Source organism: Maribacter sp. 6B07 (assembly GCF_002700155.1).
GTDB classification, from domain to species: Bacteria; Bacteroidota; Bacteroidia; order Flavobacteriales; family Flavobacteriaceae; genus Maribacter; species Maribacter dokdonensis.
Map to the genome: position 1 here is coordinate 1,629,551 of NZ_PDUT01000001.1, position 23,531 is coordinate 1,653,081.

Sequence of the window (23,531 nt, forward strand, 5' to 3'; positions counted from 1 at the left end):
ATTGGAAAATGAATACAATAGAACAATCTAACGAAGTATATTCAGAGAACGGCATTATCTACCCATCCAAGGTAATGCTAGATTTGGCCGACTTAAAAAAAGTGTACCCTACGCCAAAAGGGGACTACGTAGTTCTTGAAGATTTGAATTTACAGATCTTAAAAGAAGAATTCGTAACCATTATTGGACATTCAGGATGTGGTAAAACAACCATGCTTTCCATGATAGCAGGTCTTAATCCTATCTCTGGCGGTAATATTTCAGTTCTGGGAAATCCGGTAAAAGGTCCGGGTCCAGATAGGGGGGTTATTTTTCAATCTCCGAGCTTAATGCCTTGGATGACCGCACTTCAGAATGTCTTGTTAGGGGTCAACCAGGTTTTTCCTCAAGCCACTAAAGGACAGCGAGAAGACATTGCCAAATACTATTTGCACAAAGTAGGTCTTGAGAATGCCTTTCATAAAAAAGCATCAGAACTATCTCAAGGCATGCAACAACGTGTAGGTATTGCAAGAGCCTTTGCCATTAAACCAAAAGTATTGTTGTTAGATGAACCTTTTGGAATGCTAGACTCGTTGACCAGGGGGGAATTGCAAGATATTCTCATAGAAATTTGGAACAAGGAGAAAATTACGGCGGTCATGATTACCCATGATGTGGATGAGGCCATTTTTTTAGCTGATCGTGTTATTATGATGACCAGTGGGCCTAGGGCAAAAATTGGGGATATACTCTCCATTGACTTTGAACGGCCACGAACTCGCAAATCCGTATTGGAAAGCGACGATTATTATACCTACAGAAAACACTTAATAGATTTTCTTGAACACTAACCATTAACTAACTCAAAATTTTAATTAGAAAGATTATGAAAAAACAATACTTAATCATCACCCTATTATTACTAACGGCTAACGCCATATATGCACAATTTACACTAGATGGTCAGTTTAGACCAAGAACGGAATACAGACATGGCTTTGGTAGTTTAATACCAGATGCGGCAGATGCCGGATTCGCCATTTCTACACGTGCTCGTTTAAATGCCAAGTATGAATCTGAGGCATATCAGTTTTATCTAAGCCTACAAGATGTAATGGTTTGGGGTGAGAACAGACAAATTCTACCAGATGATCAAAACGATTCTTTTGCCGTATTTGAAGCGTGGGCGAATATTAATTTAGGAAAGGGTTGGTCTACTAAATTGGGCCGTCAAGTGATATCTTATGATGACCAACGAATATTTGGCGGGTTAGATTGGGCACAGCAAGGAAGAAACCATGATGCCGGACTATTAAAGTACAAGAAAGATAAATTTATCTTGGACATAGGTTTGGCCTTTAGTCAAGATTTTGACAACCCAACAGGTTTTCAGTCTGTAGGTACGGCATATAATACAGCAGGATTTTTTACCTATAAGACCATGCAATATGTATATGCAAAACAACAATGGGATGGTTTTTCGGCAAGTTTGTTAGCCCTGAACAATGGCTTTCAAAATTTTGATGATACGGACGCTGCAGACGGTGTAAGCAATTTGCAAACAATAGGTACACACTTAAATTTTAAGCAAGGAAAGTTCAATGCTAATGCCAATTTGTTTTTACAGACGGGAGAAAGACAAAACGAAGTAAAATCTAGTGCCTATTTATTAGGTTTGGAATTGGGTTATAAAGCAAGTGATAAAGTAGCTTTGGGTATTGGTACAGAAGTAATCAGTGGTAATAAAACGGATACTACGGACAAAACGGAAGCATTTTTTCCATTGTACGGTACCAACCATAAGTTCAACGGACTTATGGATTATTTCTACGTGGGTAACCATGCCAATTCTGTAGGTCTTTTTGATATTCATGCGAGTGCAAAATTCGATTTAGGCAAGCAGTCTAGCCTATTGGTAAAGGTGTTGAACTTTAATGGCGAGCAAGAATTACCAAGTGGCGAGAAATCATTGGGTACTGAAATTGATTTGGTATTTGCGAAAAAATTCAAAGGCTACGGTTTGGCAATCGGGTACTCTCAAATGTTCGCTGCAGATGGTATGTATGAACTTAAGGGAATTACAGAAGAACTAGCTGCCAGTAGCCAAAATTGGGCATGGGTACAGTTAACCATAAAGCCTCAATTTTTGAACACCAAAAAAGAATAGTATTTGTATTTAAATTAGTTTGGTTATACGGTCTATACAGCACTTTTTGTATAGACCGTATTTTTTTAAAATTATATGTAATTTAGCGGCATACGTATAATTACCTATATTTTGAGTGAAATAACAAGAATAGTATTGGCAGATGATCACGCTTTGGTAAGGGACGGTATACGTTCTTTATTGGAAACAGAGTCTGATCTACAAGTGATCGGTGAAGCGTCTAACGGTAAAGAGGCCATTGATTTGGTAGGGGAAGTAAATCCCGATATTTTGATCATTGATATTAGAATGCCCGTTATGAACGGTATTGATGCCGTTGCCGAATTGACGCAAAGCAAATCTTCGGTGAAAACTATAATCTTGTCAATGCATGATTCTGAAGAGTATATCTTGAAATCCATTAGCTCTGGAGCCAATGGTTATTTATTGAAAGATACTGATAAATCAGAGTTCATTAAAGCTATACATACCGTTAGGGAAGGTGGTAAATATTTTAGCGGAGATATTAGTAATGTATTGGTAAACAATCTTTTGGGCGGTAAAAATGAGATTATAAAAAAAGAAGAAACACCAAAAAAGACTGGTGAAAATGTTTTTGACCTCACCAATAAAGAATTAAAAGTGTTAGAGTTGGTACTCTCTGGCTTAACCAATCAGCAAATTTCCGAAAAGCTTCAGAATAGTAAGCGTACTATTGAAACGCATCGTTTTAATTTAATGCGTAAGATGGATGTGAAAAACCTCATTGACCTTTCTAAAAAATCGCAGAAGTATAATTTAATTTAATTTAATATCGTTTGTATTGTGCTACATTAGAGAGCTATAGCCTAAAACGGATATTATAAACCACATTTTTTCAAATAGAGCTGAGGTTTAATACTTTAACGGGTATTAGCTCTAGAATGCTATTCTTTGACTTATTCTCAGTATTTCTCCATTTTAATTTTGAATCACTAGTTTTTAGGCAAAACATTTATCATAAAAAAGTACGTATTTATACGTACTTTTTATAATTTGCAGTATACTTCTAAACCATTCTTTATCTCTGGTAAAATGAATAGTACTAAAACTCATAAAACAATATGTTCTTATTGCGGTGTAGGCTGTGGTATGTTGGTAGATGTTGATGCAAAAGGAACAATAAGTGTAGATGGTAACCCTGATTATCCTTCAAATAAGGGTATGCTCTGTACCAAAGGACGTAATCTAAATTACGTAGCGCAAGACACTACAGATAGAATTTTATATCCAGAGATGAAGTGGAGCCGCAATCACCCATTACAGCGTATTTCATGGGATACCGCCTTTGAACGTGCTGCGGCGGTTTTTAAGAGCATCATTGCCAAACATGGTCCAGATAGTGTAGGTTTTTATGTATCAGGTCAATGCTTAACAGAAGAATACTATCTAATAAACAAATTAACCAAAGGTTTTATAGGCACAAATAATATAGATACCAATTCTAGACTGTGCATGAGTTCTGCCGTAGTAGGTTATAAGAAAACTTTAGGGGAAGACTCCGTTCCAATTTGTTATGAGGATATAGAATTGGCAGATTGTTTTTTAATAGCAGGAGCAAATCCGGCTTGGTGCCATCCTATTTTATATAGAAGGTTGGAAAAGCATAAAGAAGAAAATCCACAGGTTAAAGTAATTGTCGTAGATCCTAGAAAAACCCAAACCTGTGCAGGGGCAGATTTACATTTGCAGATTTTACCGGGTACCGATGTAATTTTATTTAATGCCATTGCGCGTAGATTAATAGATAAAAGAAAAATAGATGTCGCCTTTATTAAAAAACACACTGCAAATTTTGAAGCGTGTAAAGAAATGGCTTATACACTAACGCTCAAAGAGGCGGCTAAAAAATGTGGTATTCCAGTAGCGGATATACGTAAAGCGGCAGAGTATATTGGCAATGCCAAAAAGTTCATTAGTATGTGGACCATGGGGCTGAACCAAAGTGTTATAGGTGTTGCTAAAAATGTCTCGTTATTAAACCTATCGTTATTAACAGGTCAAATAGGAAAACCTGGTTCTGGTCCGTTTTCATTGACAGGGCAACCAAATGCCATGGGGGGTAGAGAAGTTGGTGGTATGGCCAGTTTATTGGCAGCCCATAAAAACTTGGGCAACCCTAAGCATAGAAAAGAAGTGTCCGACTTTTGGGGAGGCGGAGAAATTCAGGCAGAACCAGGGTATACCGCTACAGAAATGTTCGATGCCTTGGATGAAGGAAAACTAAAGGCCATTTGGATCATCTGTACCAATCCTGCAGTTAGTATGCCCAATGTAAAAAAGGTAGAAAGAGCATTGAAAAAGGCAAAATTCGTGGTGGTACAAGACATATCACATAACTCGGAGACAACTAAATTTGCCGATCTCTTGCTACCTGCCGCAGGTTGGTTAGAAAAAGAAGGTACCATGACCAATTCTGAAAGAAGAATTAGTTATCTGCCAAAAGTAATAGATGCGCCAGGAGAGGCCTTACCAGATGCAGAGATTATTTGGCGTTTTGCACAAGCAATGGGCTATACAGGATTTGATTATGCAAATAGTAGTGAGGTCTATGATGAGCATTGTTTGCTTACCAAAGGCACGGAAATAGATATATCTGGTCTATATTATGAAAGGTTGATCAATGAGGGAAGTTTTCAATGGCCCGTACCGCACAAAACACATAAGGGGACACCTAGATTATTTACAGATCGTAAGTTCTTTACCAATGATAAAAAAGCACATTTTAATGCCCCATCAACACTTTATAACAAGTCAGAGGAAACGGATAACGAATATCCATTAATATTAAATTCAGGTAGGGTTCGCGATCAATGGCATACCCGTACCAAGACCGGTAAGGTTAAGAGGTTATTGACCCATATTCCACAACCTTATTTAGAAATGAATGCTGTTGATGCCTACTTAAGAAAAATTAAGGATGGAGATATTGCAGTGGTCAAAAGCAGACGTGGGCAAGTACAGGTGAAGGTACAGCTCAATTATGATATTAGAGAATCGGTAGTTTTTTTACCAATGCATTGGGGTAAAGTATTGAACAATGATTTTGGAAGGGCAAATAACCTGACCAACGATTTGGTAGACCCAATATCTAAAGAGCCGGATTTTAAATACTGTGCGGTTGAGGTCTCCAAATTTGTCAAAGAGAAGCAGAAGGTAGTAGTCGTAGGTGCCGGTGCCGCTGCATATCGTTTCATACAATCTTACAGAGAAAAAAATACAGAAGATGAACTTCATGTGTTTTCAAAGGAAAAAGACCCTTTTTATAATAGGGTTCTACTACCGGAATATGTTAGTGATGAACTTTCTTGGGAAGCTTTGGAAAAATTGAAGGAAGGTGAGTTGCAAAAGTTAGATGTCACCTTGCATTCCGGTATTTGTATTGACAATATCAATGCAGATGAAAAGACGATTTTAGATTCTTTGGGTAATGTGCATTCTTATGATCTGCTTATTATGGCAACGGGTAGTAGGGCATTTATCCCTAGTGATGTTCAAATAAAATTACCTGGTCGCTTTACCATGCGTGAAAGAGGCGATGCCGATAAGCTTAGAAAATATTTAGCGGAAACCGGTCTAAAGGCAAAAGATCAGAATGTGGTCATTGTAGGTGGCGGACTTTTAGGTTTGGAGCTTGCAGCGGCATTGAAAAAGATCAACATCAACATTAGCATTATTCAAAGGGCACCGCGTTTAATGGAACGTCAATTGGATAGTGTTGCAAGTAGGCTATTGGCGGAAGATGTGATGGAACGTGGCATAAACCTCTATTTTGATAATGAGGTAAGTACCGTTTTTGAGGATAAGGGCCAAAAACATAGTCTTTTAGTAAATCTAAAAACAGGTAGAACCATTCAATGTAATGCCATTGTGTATGCCATTGGTACTAGGCCCAATATAGAATTGGCAAAACAGACTGGGGTTCATACCCGTAGGGGAGTCGTTGTAAATTCATACTTACAAAGTAGCGACCCTTCTATTTTTGCACTCGGGGAAATAGCGGAATACAAAAATTCGTTGTTCGGAATTACGTCGGCAGCTGAACAACAAGCTGATATTGCGGCAAATTTTATTCTTGGCGATTTCAGCAGTATTTACAACGGGTCTGTTTTAATGAATATTTTAAAGTTCGAAAATTTAGATCTCTGCAGCATTGGCATGGTCAACTCACCGTTAGGGGATCCATCGTATGAAGAAATTATTCTAATGGATGTCAGCAAGCGCTTCTATAAGAAATGTATCGTAAAAGACGACACGCTTAAAGGTGCCATTTTAATGGGCGATAAAAATGAATTTGCAGAATTTAAAAGGCTCATAGAAGAGGAAATTGAACTCTCTGAAAAGCGGGATGAGCTGTTGCGTGGCGCTTCCACTTCAGTGCCATTAAAGGGTAAATTAGTCTGTTCCTGTAGTCAAGTGGGCGAGGGCAATGTTATTGATGCCATTAATGGCGGATGCTCCGAGTTCAACAAATTATGCTCAGAAACGGGTGCAGGTTTGGGCTGTGGTAGCTGTAAGCCAGAGATAAAGGAGTTATTACAAAAACAGCTGGTATTGGCTAATTAAAAATAGGACATTATGAACGATGATCTGCATAGAATATTGATCAAGGGAGGGGTTACTTCCCCGGGTGAATTAAAGGATATAATTACCATGCTAGAGTCTGCCGGTCTTACCAGTGTAAACTTTGGTTCTAGACAAGATATTTTATTTCCGTTGAAAGATGCCAAAGAAGAGCAATTGGAAAGTATTTCAAAATTCAATACTGATATCATTGCCAATAGATCGTATCAGAATATTGTAAGCTCTTACGTATCTGCAGATATTTTTGACATGACCCATTGGTTAAAGGGATCTACGTATTTATATATTTTAGAAGGTTTTGATTTTTTACCAAAACTCAAAATCAATATTACCGATCCTAAACAAAGGCTAGTGCCTATTTTTAGTGGCAATCTCAATTTTATAGCATCTGATCAAGAAGATTATTGGTATTTAAACATTAAACTTCCACACTGGAAATCATCTGCTTTTTATCCGGTTTTGATCTATAGTTGGGATATAAATTCCATTTCAAAGCAAATAGAGGAAATTCATGAAGACATTTCAGATATAGATGAGTTGTTCTTTGTAATGAACAAAAACTTGGAGACGAACAATAAAACCATGGAAAAGGAATTAAAGGTTGCTTTTCAGACCTTCCCGTACTATGAGGGTATGAACCGGTTGGGTACCGATCTTTATTGGTTGGGACTGTACTGGAGAAATAATAAATATGACCTATCGTTTTTAAAGGCATTCTGTGGTTTTTGTTTAGATAACAGTATTGGTAAAATCTGTATTACACCCTGGAAATCTTTTGTGGTTAAAGGAATTAAAAAATCAAGTAGACCAGAACTTGAAAGGTTTTTGGGCAAAAGGGGAATTAATGTTAGGCACTCTCAGTTAGAGATGAATTGGCACGTACCAATTGATGACGGTGAAGCCCTTGAGCTTAAAAAATATTTGGTCAGAAGTTTTGATCAAAATGATATTAGTACCTACGGTCTTACTTTTGGTATAAGCAATGAAGTGGGTAAGCGTTCGCACTTTGCCTCGGTGATTATTGAAAAGAACAGCTTGCCCACCATTGTTAAAGAGTTTGAAGTTCGCCCAACGTACAATGTGCTACATTTTGAACATTTTGATCCCAATAGTCAAAAGTATATTACCTACGCCCAGGATATTGATAAAATAGAACTGCCCGGTCTGTTAATGGAGTTGAGTAAGATGTATTTTGACCAACTAGGGCAAGTTGACGATTTGGAAAAAACTACAGATGTTGAGGTGGTTGAAACTAAACAGCAGTTATATCAATGTCAAGATTGCTTTACGGTATATGATGAATCTTTTGGAGATGAAGATTTCAATGTAGTTGCAGGCACAAAATTTCAAGATATAAGTGAGGCATATGAGTGCCCGGTCTGCTCCGCTCCTAAATCAAAGTTTAAGGAAGCCATGATACAAATGGGCTAATAACACTATATGGTTTTCTAGTTGCCCTATATTCAATAAGTTAGTGTATATTTAATGGAGGTAATAAATTCGCTTTTGGAGTTAAAACTTAAAAACGTGAAGCCATAATTTTGTGGTATTATTCTAAATAAACCAACACTCATGACCAGGGTAAATGTAAATGAAAGCCGTAAAGAACCGGTATTGGCCAAAGCATTAAAATTCACTATTGTAATTGCCGTTATCGGTATTATGTTATGTGTACTGTTTATGGCTTTTGGTATTTAAACTTTACAGTTATTGGAAAAACACCGTAATCAGCCTTATCAGTTTTCTACTATGGTTGCATTACAGGAAGTTCAAGTATGCGGTCTGGTCCGTAGAATTTTAAAGCAATACCGAACACGATTACCGATAATACCATACCTATCATAAAAATGGTATATGTCCATCTTAGAATGCGATACTTTCTTTCCAGGACCACACCCAGAAAATATAGGTCTTTAGTTAGAGAACTATATATATAATCCTTGTCCTTTATAAGTTCTTTCATAGCCCAATTGTACTGCTCTAGTTTCATTTTGTGAAAATTACCGAAGAACAATAAATTGACTTTTTTGGTGGTAACCTCTTCTTCTATAAACTGCCCAGTGGTTACGTTAGGTTTTGTGGCAATAATGGACATTACCATAGAAACTACACTAAAAACGATGAACAAAAAGGTAGGGTAAAATAAATAATCGTTTGTGGGGTTGTCTAATTTGGGCACCAAATTAGCGAGCGCCATAGATATGATAATGGCATTTACGGACAATAGAATGTTTGCCTTGGTGTCTGCAATGTCACTAAGTTTTAAATGATTTTGTAACGTAACCCTATACAATGTCTGTATTCCCCTATCTGGCAGTTCTCCTTTGAACTTAGCTTTTAAACTTTCTTTTTTTACGAGCTCTTTGTGCTTTTTTCTTGCTTTTATGAGTCTCTTAATATTTTTGTCTTTGCCCTCTTGCCAATTATTTATGGCATAATCTGTATAAAAGCGATGATTGGTACGTAAGAGTTTTATATTCTCTTCTCGCCAATCTGCCGTTGTAAAGCTTTGTTTGCCAATTAGTGCGAGTTCTTCACGTAAAAGCTCTGTAGTTGCAACAAAATTTTTAATATGAAAGTGTGATGAGTCTGCATCGCGAATTATTTTCTCTAATTCGTTTACTGGCTCGTAATTTTTTTTAGTGGCCATAATAAGGCTACAAACAACTTCAGAGAAAGAAACGGACATGTTATGTTTTGCCAAGAAATCTTTTACCAACAGGCAACTTTGCTCTTCGTGATCGGTGTAAGATTTTGTGTAGCCCAGATCATGAAACCAGGCGGCAACCAATAATTGTTCACTTTCTTCGTCTGAAATATTTTCTCCTTCGATCAATTCTTTAGTACTCTCTACAACACGTTGGGTGTGCCTAAGATTATGATATAAAAATCTTGGGTCAATATTGCCGGTCAAGAGATCTGTGGCAAATACTTCGGCTTTTGAAACTATTGTAGACATAAGTTTAATGAAAAAGGTAATACTTTAGAAATGTACAAAAATTATCTGCTTATGTTAAATTGATAGACCAAAACCAACCTGAATAAGATTACTTTCCTTAGAATTAAAATATCCAATATTAAACGTAAGAGCCTTTAAGCTGCTGATCCAAAAACCGCCGCCTTGGGAAGTATGCCAAACATTTGAACTTTCATTGGGCATCCATACCCTACCATAATCAAACCCACCATACATACCAATGGTCACAGGAGATACAGCGGTGATGTAACGCTTTAGTTTCAGTTTAAGATCTGAAGATTGGTAGAAATAAGACTTGCCGGTAAAACGTTCATCCCTAAATCCTCTAAGTCCGTTACCACCACCAATAGAGGGTGTATGGTAAAAATATACATCATTGTAATCAAAAAGTCCTTTGTATTCCGCAGTAGTACTAAATACAAGGTTTCCCTTATGTTCTAATTTATGGTCAAAACCTACTTTTAAAGAAGCATAACCAAACTTGTTGTCATTATTAGCGATATTCATTTTATAACCAGCGGAGAAGCCAAAGTAAATTGCTTTTGATGGAAAATCACCTGCGTCATCACGATCATATTCCCCCGTCAATTCTAGCCCTCCGTAGTTTTGGGTTTCAAATATTTCATTATTAAGATTGTTGCTATTGAACAATCTGTTTGGGTTGTCATCTACCTTAAACGACTCAAATAACCCTCTTATACGAAGGCTGTAATATGCTAAACCGGCACTTGCCTTGAACATTCTAATTCTGCCTCTATAATAATCTCTATCAAGGGCATCTTCATTGTTTACAGTTTCGTTACCAAAGCCAAAAAAGTTCTTTACATAACGATCATTGGCAAAGTAGGCACTTGTTTCAAAATTCCATCCGGGGAAAACACTTCCGTAAATACCGGAGTAAGACAGTTCAGCAGCTTTAAAATTAAAGTAGTAATTGGCACTAATGCTATGCTGTTGTCTAAATGAATTGCCATCTATTCCTTTTTGGGTATAGGTGTTTGATGCTCCTAGAAAAAAACCATCGTCCGTTCTAAACCCTAATGTGGGCACCAATACATTGGTATTAGGCTCAAAATATCTAAAATGAAAAGTGTTCGTCTTATAATTATCGGTTAATAGGGTTTTAGGTTTTTGATCTTGAATATCAATCTTTTCATGTTCCCAATCGTACAATTTTACTTTTTTCTTATTGCCTATGGTGTAAGTATCGTCACCATAACCTCCAATTATTCTTAATTTGGTTTTAGGGTTTTCTTCACCTTCAACAACAAAAACATCATCATCACCTAAACCATAAATCCAGACTTCTTTCGTTAAACTATCATTGAATGTTCTTGAGTAGACCAATTCATTTTTTTCATCACTTAGAATACGTTTTACCACAACCTTGGTCTCACCATTTTTCATTCTGGTCATGGTAAAGATGTCGTCTTTTTCGGTACCGAGTACGGCTACAATTTTATTAAGGTAATTTGCATACGCTTCAGCGGTTTTAGGCAATGTTTCTAGTCGTTGTTTTAAACTTTGCTTAATATATTCTGAAGTTTCATCTTGCACCGCTAAGGGCAAACGTTTAAAGGCTTTTTCTATAACCTCTGCCGTCATTCCATCTTGTATGGCTCTTGCCTCTTCTACCCATGCCTCTGGTCCGTAGCTAGTGGCCAATGTTCTATCTAGTCTATTACCGGAAAGGTTCAGCCATTTTACATTATCTACATCCTCATCATAGGTTTCCCAATTTCTTGTACCGGGAACAAACCACTGTACAAAAGAGATTACTTTACCATCGAACCTTGGGAATGCATTGTCCCTATCTCTTGGAACGGGCATAAACTCTTTCTCACCATCCGGACTTTCATATTCGATCCACCTCCATTGATCTTGGTGACGGTCCCAATCGCCAATAAGCATATCGAAAATTCTAGCTCTAATAAAGCTCTTTTCATCTACCCCATAAGACTCATCGCTCTTTATTTTTTCTAACATATCCGTAGTACTTTCATAGTCTACCACTTCGCCGGAATTTTCATGGATCGTTCTTCTATAGCCCTTATAATGTGCTTGTTCTTCAGACGGTCTACGCTCTATATAATATAATTCATCACCATAGTTTTCATTGAATTGTTTAAGGCTGTCTTGCTTTGGAACATAAAACAAATCTGTATCAGAATGGTTTATTCCTACGGATTTAGCTAAAGGATTAATGACCAGCTGCATGTATGGGTGGGCAGTGGTAAAGAAATCTGAAATTGCTTTTTCTGCCCAAGTATCTTGATAATCTTGCGTATTATACGATATGCCCGGAAGCTTGAATTTTAAAAACTTAAGCGCGCTTTTCTTTAATGATCTCATGGCATATTGTTTGCCGTTTGCATCTTCTAAACGAAGGGAGAAAGATTGGTGTCCGCCTCCTTCTTTAACAACCGAGAGACCTCCGTAAAGGGTGTCTAATTGAACTATGGGGGCTTCTACAGGCTGACCATAATAGTTACGATAACGCTCTCCCCACAAAAATTTATAAAATCCACTTTTATTGTAATCCTTTGGGTCGTCCAAGATGTTGGTCTCTTCTATTTCCTTACCATTTGCCGTAAATTGATCAAATTCTTTTTCTGTTTCTTTTTTAGAAAGGACATTAAAGGTCTTGCTAGATGAAAGGTCGTTTTCAGAAACAAACGTTACTTTAGAACTACCATCTTTAAAATAGTCTAGCCTTGCAAAGCCACGCTCGCCATACACATATTCACCATGATAATCAATAGAACCACCTATGGCGGTAATTCTACCAGCTGTTAATTTGGCAGCACTTTTTTCTCCTAAAGAGCCACTTACTATTTGGTGAATGCCACCACCTTCCAATAATTGCAGACTTTCTTCATGACCGGAAATCAAGGTAATTCTATCATTGGCCTGTGCCAAGGCACTTACTGCAATACGTAGATAATTATATCTTCTGGAATTTACATGTTCAGGATCAAACGCACCCAAGTCCATCACGGCATTTTTAATAGTACCCACTAACGGTAGCGGTGTAGCGTGATCTTTAACCGTTGTTTTACCAGCGTAGGTGCCGTTGGTAAATACGGGGTGATGCATAGCTATGACAATGTTCTTGCCTTGGCCATCGCCTATGTACCCTTCCAGCTCCTCCATAAATCGTCTACGGGTAATAATATCAGAGCACTTTTTGTTGATATCTTCAATTCTGGACCAGTTGGATACAAACCATTTCGAATCCACTAAAATAAGATCAAGGTCGTCATTTATGACCTTGTGTTCTATAGGACAACCATTATTTGGAAGTACAGCAGTGTTTTGTCGTTCAATATCCTTCAGATAGTTTTCTACTTTTTCTATCTTGTTTAGCTTATAACTTTTCCATTCGTTGTTACCAGGCAAGAATATGGTTTCTCCCTTAAAATTAGATGAAAGATCTAATTGTTGTTGAATAAAAAGGCTATCGATCAGCCAATTATTGGTTTCGGGAGATATATTATCACCCGTAAAGACCAACGTACTATTTTCTGTAGCTAGATCTAGCTCTTCTTTAAAGCGCTGTAAAAGTGCATTGTTAGGTACCGAAGATGCATTGCCCAGACCGCCTGCAATGTAGAAGGTATGGGTGATATCATTTGTATTTTCCACAGTTGAGTCACTGTGAATATTGCTTTGCTCTTTGTATGTTGCGCAAGAAGATATAAACAGTAAAGCAATTAGAATACTAAAAGGTTTTACGGTCAAATAATTTGCCCAAGAATGGTATGGTGGGTTGGTCATATAAATGTTTAAGTTGATACTGGTCTAAGAGGTTTTTTTAATTGGTAAAAAACACGTTTGAAACAATGATCCCAATTATGAGAATGACCAAAAATGATATTAAAATGGTTACGCCCAGTTTTGTTTTTTTGTTTTTCTGAAGGATAAATTCCCTGGTTTCTTCTTCGGGTTCTTTTACGAACTTTGTCTCTTTTGTATTCTCTTTCATGTTTTTATTTTTTAATGTATACTGTTTTTTTGTTAACGAATTCCAATATGCCTTCCCTAGACAGTTCTCTACCATAACCTGAAGCTTTTGTACCTCCAAATGGTAATCTAGGGTCAGATTTCACCATGTCATTGATAAAGAATGCTCCATCTGGAATTTGTGATATCATATCCATGGCGCTATCTATATCTTGGGTAAATAACATGCTACCCAGTCCAAATCTAGAATTGGTCGCTAATTGTATTGCCTCTTCTCTATTTGCCACTTTGGTAATAGCAGCTACAGGACCAAAAGTTTCTTCTTTGAACACTGGCATTTCTTTGGTGACATTGGTAAGTATGGTAGGTGAAAAATAAGCGCCATTTCTTTCATTGCCCAGAATAACTTCTGCACCCATATCAATGGAATTCTGTACTTGTTTTTGAAGTTCTTCAGCCAAATCTTCCCGCGCCATAACACCGATAAAAGTATCTTTATCCATTGGGTCACCTGTTTTAAAAGATTTAATTTCTGCGGTGAACTTTTCTATGAAGTCATCATAAATATCAGCACATACAATGAACCTTTTTGCGGCAATACAACTTTGTCCCGTATTCTGCATACGTGCAGTGGCCATTGTTGATATGTATTGGTCCAGATCAGCATCTTCCCATATAATACATGCATTGTTCCCACCAAGTTCCAGGACAGATTTTTTAAGATTTTCACCTGCTGTACGGGCAATAGACCTACCTGCTTTCTCACTTCCGGTGAGGGTGACGGCCTTAATACCTTCGTGGGCAATAAGTTTTTCTATTTCTTCATGACCTGATTTTAAACTTTGAAAACACCCTTCTGGATATCCGGCATCTAAAAACAATTGCTCTATGGCCAGAGAACATCCCGTAACGTTTTTTGCATGTTTCAATAAAGCGGTGTTACCAGCGGTCAATGTAGGTGCTGCAAACCTTAACACTTGCCAAAATGGATAATTCCAGGGCATAACGGCTAAAATGCATCCTAAGGGATCATGACTAATAAAACTTTCATCTGCATCCGTATCAATAAGCTCATCGGCTAAAAGGTCTTCGGCATTTAAAGCATAAAAATCACAGACCCAAGCGCATTTTTCAATTTCGGCAACGCCTTGTGATATCGGCTTGCCCATTTCTTGGCTCATTAGCTTTGCGTATTCCTCTTTACGTTCTATAAGCAACTCGGCCACATTGGTCAACAATTGACATCTATCTTCAATTTCCATGTTGGACCATGATGTTTGGATTTCCAATGCTTTCTTCAACTTAGAATGTATAGACTTGCTATCATCTAAAGTATAAGTAGCTATGGTATCGCCAGTGTATGGGTTTTTTAAATCGTATTCATTCATAACTGCAAATTTAGGTCTAAGGGGTTGTGTGTATTAATTCGTTCCATATTATTCTTAACCCTTTAAGTTAGGTATTGTTACGGTCAATATTATAAGGTTTTGAGTTAAGTAATTGTATAGGTATTAAAGAACTTTGTTGAAGATGATAGCTAGACCGCTATTATTGAATAAAAGAAACGTTTAATCTAAAATTTAAAATATGAACAATAGTGGAAATACATTATTAGCAATTATTGCAGGTTCTGCCATTGGTGCAGCCTTAGGAATTCTTTATGCACCGGATAAGGGTGAGAATACAAGAAGATTAATTGCAGATCAAGCAGCATCTACAAGAGATAATTTTACAGAAAGTGCTTTAGATCTAAAGAACAGAGTAGTTTCAAAAATGTCTGATGAAAGAGAGACTTTAGATACCAGGGTAGAATCTTTGGTTTCTGATATAAGTTATAAAACCGAAGATGTTATTTCAACATTGGAGAAAAAATTGGCCGAGTTGAAGACCAAAAATAAGAAACTGCAGAAAACAGTATAAATGGGAGTAATTGATTCACTTAACGAAACGTCTAATAAAGCTATTGATGTAGGAGAGGTTTATTATAAAAAAACCCAAGAATACTACAGGCTAAAAGTGTTTCAACAATTAACTATGACCACTGGTATGCTGCTGAAAACAGCTGTATTTGGTGGTCTTGGTTTTATGGCACTTGTTTTTATTACGGTTGCCGGTGTTGTGTACTTGGCAAAGATCATTGATAGTATGGTAGGCGCATGTCTAATTGCCGGTGCTTTCTTTATCCTTTTATTGATATTGGCCTATTTATTTAGGAGCAAAATTGATAATCTGTTGGTGAAAAAGCTGTCGGTCAAATTCTTTAATTAAATAGAGCTATGTATAAAAATTTTGAGGAAGTAGAGTTTCATTTAAAGCGCTTGAAGTTAGAGCGTGAAATTGCTTTAGAAGAACTTAAGGGCATAAAGAATGACGTAAAACAAGATTTGAGTCCGTACAACTGGGTTTCCACTGCAATCTCCGCTGCCAAAAAATTTGGAATGCTTTATTTGGTACGTAAAGTGGTCAAATAAAATATAACCATTTAAAAAGCATAAAAAAAGCACCTTATTTAATGAGGTGCTTTTTTTATGTGTAATGTTTGTTGATGTTATTCTTTGGTCCAAGCATCTAACATCCAACTTACTTTTTCGATTTCGCCAATGTATCCACCGATCATATCAATGGTTCCTTCATCGCCACCAGCTTCTGCAACTTTAACAACCTTGCTCATTTGCTTTAATAAGGTCTCATGCTGATCAAGTATATTTTTTACCATTTCGGTATCAGAGATCAGGGAAGACGTTTCTTTGATGGACGACATTTCAAAATATTTTGAAAATTCACTGGTTGGGTTATCTCTTAGCGTTAAAATACGTTCAGCTATTTCATCAATTTTTATTCTAGCGTCTGTATACAGCTCTTCAAACTTAATGTGTAGGTCAAAAAAGTTTTTACCGGACACATTCCAGTGATAGCCTCTTAAGTTTTGATAGTAGAGATTGTAATCTGCCAACAGCGTATTTAATTCATTGACAATTGGCTTAATATCCTTTGATTTTATATCTAAGTAGCTCATAAAAATTTGTTTAATTGTTTAGTACAAAATTAATCATGTTAACGGTAGGGTGTTGACCCAGAAAGCTTAATGATCAACACTTTAACCTTTTTTAACGTTAGTAGTGTTATTAGGATTTTACAAGGGGCTTTAGGTTAATGTATGAATAGTTTATTTCACCAACATGTTCATACTCGGTAGAGTTTTGTTTTAAGGAACCCCAATCAAATTGATCATCCAAATTATTCTCTTTGTAAAAATTGGTCAAACCTTCGGTAAATAACAAATACTCGTTCATTCTTACCTTATTCTTTAAAAGCTTGTGGGCAATGATAAGGTCTTCGCCAAACAGCTTAATGCTGTTGCCAACCTTGGTCAATGCTATTTCTTTTCCATAATGCAGGATTATTTTAAGACCTAATATTTCCGGTATGGAAGCGGCATCTTTGTTTTTCTTATATTTTTCTCTCAACGCATCCAATTCCTTGTAGAATTCAGTGTAGAATATTCTACACTGTTCAATGAGTGCTTGTAATGACGGCATTTCTCCGGTCTTAAAAAAGAGTACGGCATCGCCTTCAATTTCAGAAACTTTTAATCCGATTTTATTCGTGTAGATGATTTGGTTTAAAAGCGCAGGAATAATTTTTGAACTTAGCTCAAAATCCGTTTCGCTCATAAATTCGGTAAAGCCACTAATGTCTGGTATACAAATTAACATGGGTGATCCTTTCATAAGCGGCAGTATAAAGATATTGGGGCAAGGTAGAGAACTTCTATTATCAAAAAGACCTCGTTTCATAAAAATGATATCACAATCCAACTAGCAAGTGAAAAGTCATTTAGGCTATAAAACAGTTTTTTTGGGCACTAAAAAGATGATCCCATTAATTATTTTTGTTTCATGATACATTAAAAAGTATAAACAAAAAATTGATACCTTTCACTTTACTTCTCTAAAATGAATTATTCAGAACTATTGGCTAGTGAGCCCCATGATATTGCTGCACATATGCAATTAAAATATGTAGATAGAGAAGCCTTGACCATACAAAGGGTGAAAGAAAAAGACAAGTTTCTGTATTTGCTGAAGAATAAACCTTTACAAAAAGAAACTGAACTAAAAAGGATAAAAAAGTTAGTAATTCCACCTGCCTGGCAAGAAGTTAAAATAGCATCGATAGCCAACGCACATTTACAAGCAGTGGGCTATGACTTAAAACATAGATTGCAATATAGGTATCATGAACTTTGGCTAAGGGTAAGAAACCGTACCAAGTTTTTAAGAATGCACCATTTTGGGCAGGCATTGCCCAGTATACGCAAACAGGTAGATGAAGATCTACAATTACAAGGCTGGCCAAAAGATAAGGTGCTAGCACTTATAGTTAGGTTAATGGAAGAAACGCATATTCGAATAGGCAATCAACAATATGCCAAAAGAAACAAGACCTATGGGTTGTCTACGCTTAGAAATAAGCATTTAAAAACCAGTAAGAACAACTTAAAGTTTGAGTTTACAGGTAAAAAGGGCAAAAAACATAGCATAACTCTTAACAATAAACGTTTACGTAGGTTGGTACTTCAATGCGAGGAGATACCGGGTTGGAATCTTTTTCAATTTTTTGACGAAGACGGAATTAAAACCAATGTAGATAGTGGTATGGTCAATGAGTATCTACAAGAAATAAGCGGAGACCTGTTTACTGCAAAGGACTTTAGAACTTGGTCTGGCACCATTATCTTTTTTGAGTCATTGCTAGAGAATGCACCAACCAATGATGAAACCCAAATTAAAAAGAATGTAATCAAGGCTTTTGACGCCACGGCCAAAGCTCTTGGTAATACCAGAAATGTTTGTAAGAAGTATTATGTGCACCCATATGTGGTAAGCACCTATGAAAATGGAGGGTTAAAAAAGGTATTTCAGAATTTGGAGAAACAGTCCTCGTCAGCATATCAAACAGCGGCAGAGAAAGCATTGATAAAATTAATTTCGGATTTTAATCCGTTATTGAATTTGTCCAAAAAGAATTAGGGTATTTCAATTTAATCGGCGCGTTCAACCTCGCTCTCACTTTTTAGAACGTAATCTCCATCATCTTGTTTTATATATAGTGCTTTATCGTCACTACTGCCATTTCTGGTAACCTCATTTCCTTTTATGGTCTTTGTAGTTTTAGATGTATACGTTTCTTCAACAGTACCTTCTGCAGTACCATTACCCCATGACCATTTTACTACCGTACCTTTTCTAATCATACCTATTTATTGTTGTTTGTGCATTTCCATCACTTCTAGTTTTTTGGAGAACCAGTGATGGAAATTACCTTTTTCAGGGGCACAAACACGAGAACTAAAATTTGATACTGCAATTTCTATATTATTTGAAATTATTGTGTGAAATGCCGCATTTATTTTTTGCTCTAAACACCTGAATATTAACCCAATTCAAAGGAGTCAATGCTTCTTTTTTTAAGGATAAAAAGAACCGATGATCACGTATATATTTGATATCAAAACAATACGATGATAGATTTTGTTATAGGGATATCGATAATGATAGGTCTAGGTTATCTAGGTTTTTTGGTAAGCGAATATTTGATCGATAATACTGTTGATGATTTGGGCAAAACCCAAAGAGATGAGTTTTGCGAAATTGATTTAGATCATATGTTGATGTATTCCGATCAAAGCAAAGCGAAAGATTTGAACGAGCTAAAAAGAAAATTACAAGATTTTAAAAACAGAAATAAATTTTACAAGATGTAATAGTGATCAACATCTTTAAAAAAGAGGTCACGTAATTAAAACTATATAAAATGAGTACATATACAGAAGAAGTTGGAAATAAATTAAATGAGTTGTTGGAGAAAACCTATGATGCCGAGAAAGGCTTTAAAAAAGCGGCCGAAAACATTGAGAACCCTCAATTAAAGGCGTTTTTTGAATCAAAGGCAAAACAACGCTATGATTTTGGTCATGAGTTAAAGACAGAAATTATGTCATTTGGTCAGAAAGTTGATAAAGGTGATAGCATTACCGGTAAAGCACACAGAGCTTGGATGGACGTTAAAGCCTTATTTTCACTTGATAATGCAGAATCTATGTTAGAAGAAGCTATTAGAGGTGAAAAAGCAGCTATTGAAGAGTATGAAGATGTATTGGAAGATACCTCCTTACCGTCTACCACGGCTACAATTTTAAGAAGTCAAAAAGAGGCGATCAAAAATGGTTTGTCCAATATTAAAATTTTAGAAGACGCACGATAAACAATAGTGTTTAAACTAATGAAAGAGGCTTATTTAAGCCTCTTTTTTTTGGATTGTATGCAAGAATTTAAGGAGTACATAAACTTATTTTTAATGCGTCATCATTTTTAGTTTCTGCAATAAGAGATCCTTGCTAAATAACTGAACTTTATGTCTAAAGCAAAAGATTGATATGTATTTTAAAATTTCGAATACAGCAAAGATGAAGGAGATAGAGCGAGACGTAAATGCTTTGTTCAAATATCCCAATTTATATACCCCCCAAGTGGTTATCAGCGGTCTAACGGAAGTGTCTATACCCATAGTTACCATGGATGAGCCAAACACAATATCTTTAGCTATCTGGGGTCTATTGCCCAGTAGTTTTAATGAAGATTGGGAGCTTTTTCAAAAACTGAACAATACACTCAATATACCCACCCATAAGATGGATACTGAAATCTGGTATCATGATTCTTTTCTGAACAGAAGGTGTATAATACCCGTTACGGGTTTCTTTACATCAGTACTAAGAAATGGAGAAATTTATCCGTACCACGTTAGTAGAACAAACGGTGAAATATTATACCTGGCAGGTATTTACACCATCTTGGACGATGGGTTTTTAACATGTTCGTTACTTACGGGACCACTGGAAGAAGTGGTTATAGACTATCAGAATTTAGTGGATTACATGCCTAGCATTATAGACCATGAAGATAAACAAGAATGGCTATCTGGTGATACTTCAGTAGAACAAGCTAAAGCACTATTAAGACCACCGCATAGAACAGATCTTGCGGTAAGACCGATCGCTAAAAGTCTTTTCAATCAAGACATATCATACGATAGTATGCTCAACTCTTGCGAGTATCCTGAAAATTAACGTATAGATGAGTTTTTGTTCTTTATATGCTTTCTATACTCGGTTGGTAGTATATCATATGCTTCAAAGAAAATTTTAGAGAAATAACTTCTACTTTTAATACCTATGGCATAGACTATTTCTGAAACGGAGAGATCGGAATTTTTTAGGTAATTCTTAGAAATTTCAAGCTTTAAAGATCGTACATACTCATTGACCGTTTTTGAATATAAAATTTTAAAACCTAATTGTAATTTTTTAGGGCTTAGTCCAGACTCTTCACTTAAGGTGGTAATTGATATATTCTCGGATATATTTTCAATAATATAAGTGGTCAATTTGTGAATTTTTAGAATATCCTCTTTAGAAATAGCTTCAGGTAAATTCATATTTTCTTCAAAATTTTTATGTTCTAATAATTGTAGAGATAGTATAAGATAGACCCTACCCTCTAGTGATAAGGATCTTAGCATGCCGTTGTCAATATCTATGTTGTTGAGCAATTTTATTTCTTCCGCAATTCTTAGACTATAACTACCACCGTGCTGAAAAGCGGTGTTGCATTCATTGTCATTGAAAATTGAAACCAATAATTGATTTAATTGCGAAATGTCATTGTTCTTCTTTTGTAGATACTCTTGACGTTCTACCCGTATAAAATTGATTTTTAAATGCTCACCTTTTGGAAATAGAAATGTTTTTTTGGCATTTCTTTTATGGGAGATAATCGTATTTTGAAACTGCTTAAGCCTATTGAAAGCATCGGTGTAGTTTTCGCTATACTCAAAATAGCCTTTTGTAATAAAAATGAATTCAATTGGCGATAGTTCATCGGTATCAAACACAATTTTTACATCTTCGTTAAGCTTAATATCACAATCAATTAGAGATAGGCCCCAATTAAAATCAATGGTTCTCAGCGTACCTTTTCCTGTCCTATTATTGAAGGTTATGATTTTTTCGCCCCAGTCACCTTTAAGTTTACCCTGCAAACACGTTTGTATCTGGGTAAAAATGTTTTCTGACTTAGTACTATTTATAATCAACTCCCTCATTGTTTTATCATTGGTATACACTGGTAATTGTATACTACAAAACAACTGTAAAAACGAGAATTAGGTTAACACTTTTGAAATGTTAATTGACACAAATGGGTACTTTTAATTTTGTATGAAATGTTAAAAAATGAATGAAAGCAACTTTGATTAAATTTAAAAAGCATACCTAAATAGCAGTGGTATCATCTTTTTTCTTGGTAGCTTCTAATTTTTGCATATACTGTTTTGGCGACATCGAATATCGTTCTTTAAATAATTTAGAAAAGTAACTTCTAGAGGTAATACCAATTCTATAAGTAATTTCAGTAATGTTCAATTGAGTACTTTCCATTAAATGCCTGGCTTTTTCCATGCGTTTGTTTTGCAAATATTCTTTGACCGAAAGTCCAAATAAGCTTTGAAAACCGTTTTGTAGTGTATTTTGATTTAAGCCTACTTTTTTTGAAAGTGTTAAAACATCTGGTGCCTGGTCTAAACTTTCATCTATAATATTTGCGGCGTGTTCTATTTTAACAACGGTAGACTGTCTAAGAATTGTTCTTTTTTCGCTTGGGGAGGCGTCATCTACATATTGCCTTAGATGGTGCGCCAGTATTTCATAGCATTTGCCTTCAATAAATACACTTTTTGTAAAACCTTGATCTTCCGTTTGGTTGATTTCCTCAATACATTTTGCAATATCAAGGCTATAATGGGCTTTGTGAAAAAAAAGGTTAATACCGTTAACATCTCTAAACAGACCCTCTAGGTCTTCGTTCATTTCCGGTAAAAAAGACTCAATTTTTTCTTCGAACAATTTTCTATTGATCTCTAGGATAAAAAAGCAAACAGGTTCTTTGGCTTTAAGTGTAAGTACATTTCCGTATTTACTGTTACAAGAAAAAATGGCACTTTCTAAATGCTTTATTTCTGTTAGTTTTTCTTGGCCTTCAAACTCATGCCAAATACTCTTTTCCCTATTAAATACAATTTCCAATGGCTGCACTAAAGATTGATTAAGCACAAACCGGGTGTCTTTCTTAAGGGTAATATCAACATCTAAAATGCCCACACCATGAGAAAAACTAATTGCTTTTATATGACCGGTACCAGCCTCTTTAGGGATATCCATACAAATTTCATTGTTCTCTTCCCTATAATCAACATCTAATCTGTGGGCAATATCCTTTACGACATCAACCACGTTCAACTCCTTAAACTCTTTTTTTGTACCCATACTAATTGGATTATGTGTACAAGATAAGTCAATTTACGAAAGGATATTTGGCTTAATAAGGTTTTAGATTAACACAAAAATTTAGGTAATGAATTATATGTTAGTCAATTAGCCATATTGTTTGGATGAGTTAAGATTTAATTTTTTACAACCAAGCAAAACAGGGTATTAGTGTCATTTTTGTACCAACAATAATGAGATACTGTTTAGAGCATTTCATTATGAACAATCAAAATATTAACCTAATTATTAAAATCTATATTATGAAGAAGTCACTATTAATGTTCTTATTTGCTATTATGACTGTGAGCGTTGCAACCAGTTGTAGAGAAGAAAAATCAGCAGGAGAAAAAATGGAAGAAGGTATTGAAGATGTTGGTGATGGTATTGAAGACGGTGCAGAAGAAGTTGAAGATGCGGTAGAAGATGCTACTGACGACAACTAGTATAAAAAT

The 23,531-nt window shown here is 35.9% G+C and carries 23 protein-coding genes; 14 read left to right on the forward strand and 9 right to left on the reverse strand.

The features are described 5' to 3' along the window. Positions 1 to 8 precede the first annotated feature (8 nt). The 6 genes from CSC80_RS06775 (at position 9) to CSC80_RS19750 (ending at position 8,449) form a co-directional block, all read left to right on the forward strand. On the forward strand, positions 9 to 833 hold the full coding sequence (locus CSC80_RS06775; protein WP_058104638.1) for an ABC transporter ATP-binding protein: 825 nt from the start codon (positions 9 to 11) through the stop codon (positions 831 to 833). A gap of 35 nt (positions 834 to 868) precedes the next feature. After that, positions 869 to 2,149: an alginate export family protein gene (locus CSC80_RS06780; protein WP_099190635.1), complete on the forward strand. Its 1,281-nt coding sequence runs from the start codon at positions 869 to 871 to the stop codon at positions 2,147 to 2,149. 111 nt (positions 2,150 to 2,260) lie between these two features. After that, positions 2,261 to 2,935 (forward strand): response regulator transcription factor, encoded by a 675-nt coding sequence (locus CSC80_RS06785; RefSeq protein WP_099190637.1) that lies wholly within the window; start codon positions 2,261 to 2,263, stop codon positions 2,933 to 2,935. 267 nt (positions 2,936 to 3,202) lie between these two features. Continuing rightward, entirely contained in the window at positions 3,203 to 6,733 is a 3,531-nt protein-coding gene (locus CSC80_RS06790) for a nitrate reductase (protein WP_099190639.1), read from the forward strand. A 12-nt stretch (positions 6,734 to 6,745) separates the two neighbouring features. Continuing rightward, the gene (locus tag CSC80_RS06795; protein WP_099190641.1) at positions 6,746 to 8,182 is read left to right on the forward strand and encodes a rubredoxin; all 1,437 of its coding nucleotides are present in this window, start codon (positions 6,746 to 6,748) and stop codon (positions 8,180 to 8,182) included. Between the two features lie 141 nt (positions 8,183 to 8,323). Then, entirely contained in the window at positions 8,324 to 8,449 is a 126-nt protein-coding gene (locus CSC80_RS19750; RefSeq protein WP_257786213.1) for a hypothetical protein, read from the forward strand. 49 nt (positions 8,450 to 8,498) lie between these two features. On the opposite strand, the gene CSC80_RS06800 is transcribed toward CSC80_RS19750, so the two are convergent. The 4 genes from CSC80_RS06800 to CSC80_RS06810 are packed head-to-tail and all read right to left on the reverse strand — an operon-like array spanning position 8,499 to position 15,079. Next, entirely contained in the window at positions 8,499 to 9,710 is a 1,212-nt protein-coding gene (locus tag CSC80_RS06800; protein WP_099190643.1) for a Pycsar system effector family protein, read from the reverse strand. Positions 9,711 to 9,764: 54 nt separating this feature from the next. After that, positions 9,765 to 13,505 (reverse strand): hypothetical protein, encoded by a 3,741-nt coding sequence (locus CSC80_RS06805; RefSeq protein WP_099190645.1) that lies wholly within the window; start codon positions 13,503 to 13,505, stop codon positions 9,765 to 9,767. A 37-nt stretch (positions 13,506 to 13,542) separates the two neighbouring features. Continuing rightward, positions 13,543 to 13,713, reverse strand: coding sequence for a hypothetical protein (locus CSC80_RS19445; protein ID WP_156894544.1), 171 nt, complete (start codon positions 13,711 to 13,713; stop codon positions 13,543 to 13,545). A 4-nt stretch (positions 13,714 to 13,717) separates the two neighbouring features. After that, positions 13,718 to 15,079 (reverse strand): NAD-dependent succinate-semialdehyde dehydrogenase, encoded by a 1,362-nt coding sequence (locus tag CSC80_RS06810; protein WP_099190647.1) that lies wholly within the window; start codon positions 15,077 to 15,079, stop codon positions 13,718 to 13,720. A 199-nt stretch (positions 15,080 to 15,278) separates the two neighbouring features. Between CSC80_RS06810 and CSC80_RS06815 the strand changes: the two genes are divergently transcribed. From CSC80_RS06815 to CSC80_RS06825, 3 genes are read left to right on the forward strand one after another with little or no spacing between them, the layout of a single operon-like run. Continuing rightward, entirely contained in the window at positions 15,279 to 15,611 is a 333-nt protein-coding gene (locus CSC80_RS06815) for a YtxH domain-containing protein (protein ID WP_058104646.1), read from the forward strand. Next, positions 15,612 to 15,959 (forward strand): hypothetical protein, encoded by a 348-nt coding sequence (locus CSC80_RS06820; RefSeq protein WP_058104647.1) that lies wholly within the window; start codon positions 15,612 to 15,614, stop codon positions 15,957 to 15,959. It abuts the gene before it with no gap. 8 nt (positions 15,960 to 15,967) lie between these two features. Next, positions 15,968 to 16,162: a hypothetical protein gene (locus tag CSC80_RS06825; RefSeq protein WP_036150676.1), complete on the forward strand. Its 195-nt coding sequence runs from the start codon at positions 15,968 to 15,970 to the stop codon at positions 16,160 to 16,162. 77 nt (positions 16,163 to 16,239) lie between these two features. On the opposite strand, the gene CSC80_RS06830 is transcribed toward CSC80_RS06825, so the two are convergent. Beyond that, on the reverse strand, positions 16,240 to 16,707 hold the full coding sequence (locus CSC80_RS06830; protein ID WP_058104648.1) for a DNA starvation/stationary phase protection protein: 468 nt from the start codon (positions 16,705 to 16,707) through the stop codon (positions 16,240 to 16,242). A 109-nt stretch (positions 16,708 to 16,816) separates the two neighbouring features. Further along, positions 16,817 to 17,422, reverse strand: coding sequence for a DUF2652 domain-containing protein (locus CSC80_RS06835; RefSeq protein ID WP_099190649.1), 606 nt, complete (start codon positions 17,420 to 17,422; stop codon positions 16,817 to 16,819). Positions 17,423 to 17,647: 225 nt separating this feature from the next. Between CSC80_RS06835 and CSC80_RS06840 the strand changes: the two genes are divergently transcribed. Beyond that, positions 17,648 to 18,724, forward strand: a complete 1,077-nt coding sequence (locus CSC80_RS06840; RefSeq protein ID WP_099190651.1) for a DNA topoisomerase IB — start codon at positions 17,648 to 17,650, stop codon at positions 18,722 to 18,724. Positions 18,725 to 18,735: 11 nt separating this feature from the next. On the opposite strand, the gene CSC80_RS06845 is transcribed toward CSC80_RS06840, so the two are convergent. Beyond that, on the reverse strand, positions 18,736 to 18,948 hold the full coding sequence (locus tag CSC80_RS06845) for a DUF2945 domain-containing protein (RefSeq protein WP_099190653.1): 213 nt from the start codon (positions 18,946 to 18,948) through the stop codon (positions 18,736 to 18,738). A gap of 267 nt (positions 18,949 to 19,215) precedes the next feature. Between CSC80_RS06845 and CSC80_RS06850 the strand changes: the two genes are divergently transcribed. The 3 genes from CSC80_RS06850 to CSC80_RS06860 all read left to right on the forward strand — a co-directional run bounded on the left by CSC80_RS06850 (position 19,216) and on the right by CSC80_RS06860 (position 20,823). After that, entirely contained in the window at positions 19,216 to 19,458 is a 243-nt protein-coding gene (locus CSC80_RS06850; RefSeq protein ID WP_143751726.1) for a hypothetical protein, read from the forward strand. A gap of 50 nt (positions 19,459 to 19,508) precedes the next feature. Continuing rightward, positions 19,509 to 19,958 (forward strand): PA2169 family four-helix-bundle protein, encoded by a 450-nt coding sequence (locus tag CSC80_RS06855; protein ID WP_099190657.1) that lies wholly within the window; start codon positions 19,509 to 19,511, stop codon positions 19,956 to 19,958. Between the two features lie 202 nt (positions 19,959 to 20,160). After that, positions 20,161 to 20,823, forward strand: a complete 663-nt coding sequence (locus CSC80_RS06860) for an SOS response-associated peptidase family protein (protein ID WP_180268584.1) — start codon at positions 20,161 to 20,163, stop codon at positions 20,821 to 20,823. Here the strand turns inward: CSC80_RS06860 and CSC80_RS06865 are convergent. Together CSC80_RS06865 and CSC80_RS06870 are read right to left on the reverse strand one after the other, a co-directional pair. Further along, the gene (locus tag CSC80_RS06865; protein ID WP_236973337.1) at positions 20,820 to 21,794 is read right to left on the reverse strand and encodes an AraC family transcriptional regulator; all 975 of its coding nucleotides are present in this window, start codon (positions 21,792 to 21,794) and stop codon (positions 20,820 to 20,822) included. The two genes, CSC80_RS06860 and CSC80_RS06865, sit on opposite strands and share 4 nt — an antisense overlap. A gap of 232 nt (positions 21,795 to 22,026) precedes the next feature. Beyond that, the gene (locus CSC80_RS06870) at positions 22,027 to 23,076 is read right to left on the reverse strand and encodes an AraC family transcriptional regulator (protein WP_099190661.1); all 1,050 of its coding nucleotides are present in this window, start codon (positions 23,074 to 23,076) and stop codon (positions 22,027 to 22,029) included. Positions 23,077 to 23,339: 263 nt separating this feature from the next. Here CSC80_RS06870 and CSC80_RS06875 point away from each other — a divergent pair, with 263 nt between their 5' ends. Next, positions 23,340 to 23,522: a hypothetical protein gene (locus CSC80_RS06875; protein WP_071342534.1), complete on the forward strand. Its 183-nt coding sequence runs from the start codon at positions 23,340 to 23,342 to the stop codon at positions 23,520 to 23,522. Positions 23,523 to 23,531: the final 9 nt, after the last annotated feature.

Excerpts from the sequence above, each read along its gene's own strand:
- CSC80_RS06835 (WP_099190649.1), bottom strand. The coding sequence starts at position 17,422 with ATGAAAGGATCACCCATGTTAATTTGTATACCAGACATTAGTGGCTTT.
- CSC80_RS06815 (WP_058104646.1), top strand. The coding sequence starts at position 15,279 with ATGAACAATAGTGGAAATACATTATTAGCAATTATTGCAGGTTCTGCC.
- CSC80_RS06840 (WP_099190651.1), top strand. The coding sequence starts at position 17,648 with ATGAATTATTCAGAACTATTGGCTAGTGAGCCCCATGATATTGCTGCA.
- CSC80_RS06830 (WP_058104648.1), bottom strand. The coding sequence starts at position 16,707 with ATGAGCTACTTAGATATAAAATCAAAGGATATTAAGCCAATTGTCAAT.
- CSC80_RS06795 (WP_099190641.1), top strand. The coding sequence starts at position 6,746 with ATGAACGATGATCTGCATAGAATATTGATCAAGGGAGGGGTTACTTCC.
- CSC80_RS06825 (WP_036150676.1), top strand. The coding sequence starts at position 15,968 with ATGTATAAAAATTTTGAGGAAGTAGAGTTTCATTTAAAGCGCTTGAAG.
- CSC80_RS06820 (WP_058104647.1), top strand. The coding sequence starts at position 15,612 with ATGGGAGTAATTGATTCACTTAACGAAACGTCTAATAAAGCTATTGAT.
- CSC80_RS06810 (WP_099190647.1), bottom strand. The coding sequence starts at position 15,079 with ATGAATGAATACGATTTAAAAAACCCATACACTGGCGATACCATAGCT.
- CSC80_RS19750 (WP_257786213.1), top strand. The coding sequence starts at position 8,324 with ATGACCAGGGTAAATGTAAATGAAAGCCGTAAAGAACCGGTATTGGCC.
- CSC80_RS06805 (WP_099190645.1), bottom strand. The coding sequence starts at position 13,505 with ATGACCAACCCACCATACCATTCTTGGGCAAATTATTTGACCGTAAAA.
- CSC80_RS06780 (WP_099190635.1), top strand. The coding sequence starts at position 869 with ATGAAAAAACAATACTTAATCATCACCCTATTATTACTAACGGCTAAC.
- CSC80_RS06790 (WP_099190639.1), top strand. The coding sequence starts at position 3,203 with ATGAATAGTACTAAAACTCATAAAACAATATGTTCTTATTGCGGTGTA.
- CSC80_RS06870 (WP_099190661.1), bottom strand. The coding sequence starts at position 23,076 with ATGGGTACAAAAAAAGAGTTTAAGGAGTTGAACGTGGTTGATGTCGTA.
- CSC80_RS19445 (WP_156894544.1), bottom strand. The coding sequence starts at position 13,713 with ATGAAAGAGAATACAAAAGAGACAAAGTTCGTAAAAGAACCCGAAGAA.
- CSC80_RS06845 (WP_099190653.1), bottom strand. The coding sequence starts at position 18,948 with ATGATTAGAAAAGGTACGGTAGTAAAATGGTCATGGGGTAATGGTACT.
- CSC80_RS06875 (WP_071342534.1), top strand. The coding sequence starts at position 23,340 with ATGAAGAAGTCACTATTAATGTTCTTATTTGCTATTATGACTGTGAGC.
- CSC80_RS06860 (WP_180268584.1), top strand. The coding sequence starts at position 20,161 with ATGAAGGAGATAGAGCGAGACGTAAATGCTTTGTTCAAATATCCCAAT.
- CSC80_RS06855 (WP_099190657.1), top strand. The coding sequence starts at position 19,509 with ATGAGTACATATACAGAAGAAGTTGGAAATAAATTAAATGAGTTGTTG.
- CSC80_RS06850 (WP_143751726.1), top strand. The coding sequence starts at position 19,216 with ATGATAGATTTTGTTATAGGGATATCGATAATGATAGGTCTAGGTTAT.
- CSC80_RS06800 (WP_099190643.1), bottom strand. The coding sequence starts at position 9,710 with ATGTCTACAATAGTTTCAAAAGCCGAAGTATTTGCCACAGATCTCTTG.
- CSC80_RS06775 (WP_058104638.1), top strand. The coding sequence starts at position 9 with ATGAATACAATAGAACAATCTAACGAAGTATATTCAGAGAACGGCATT.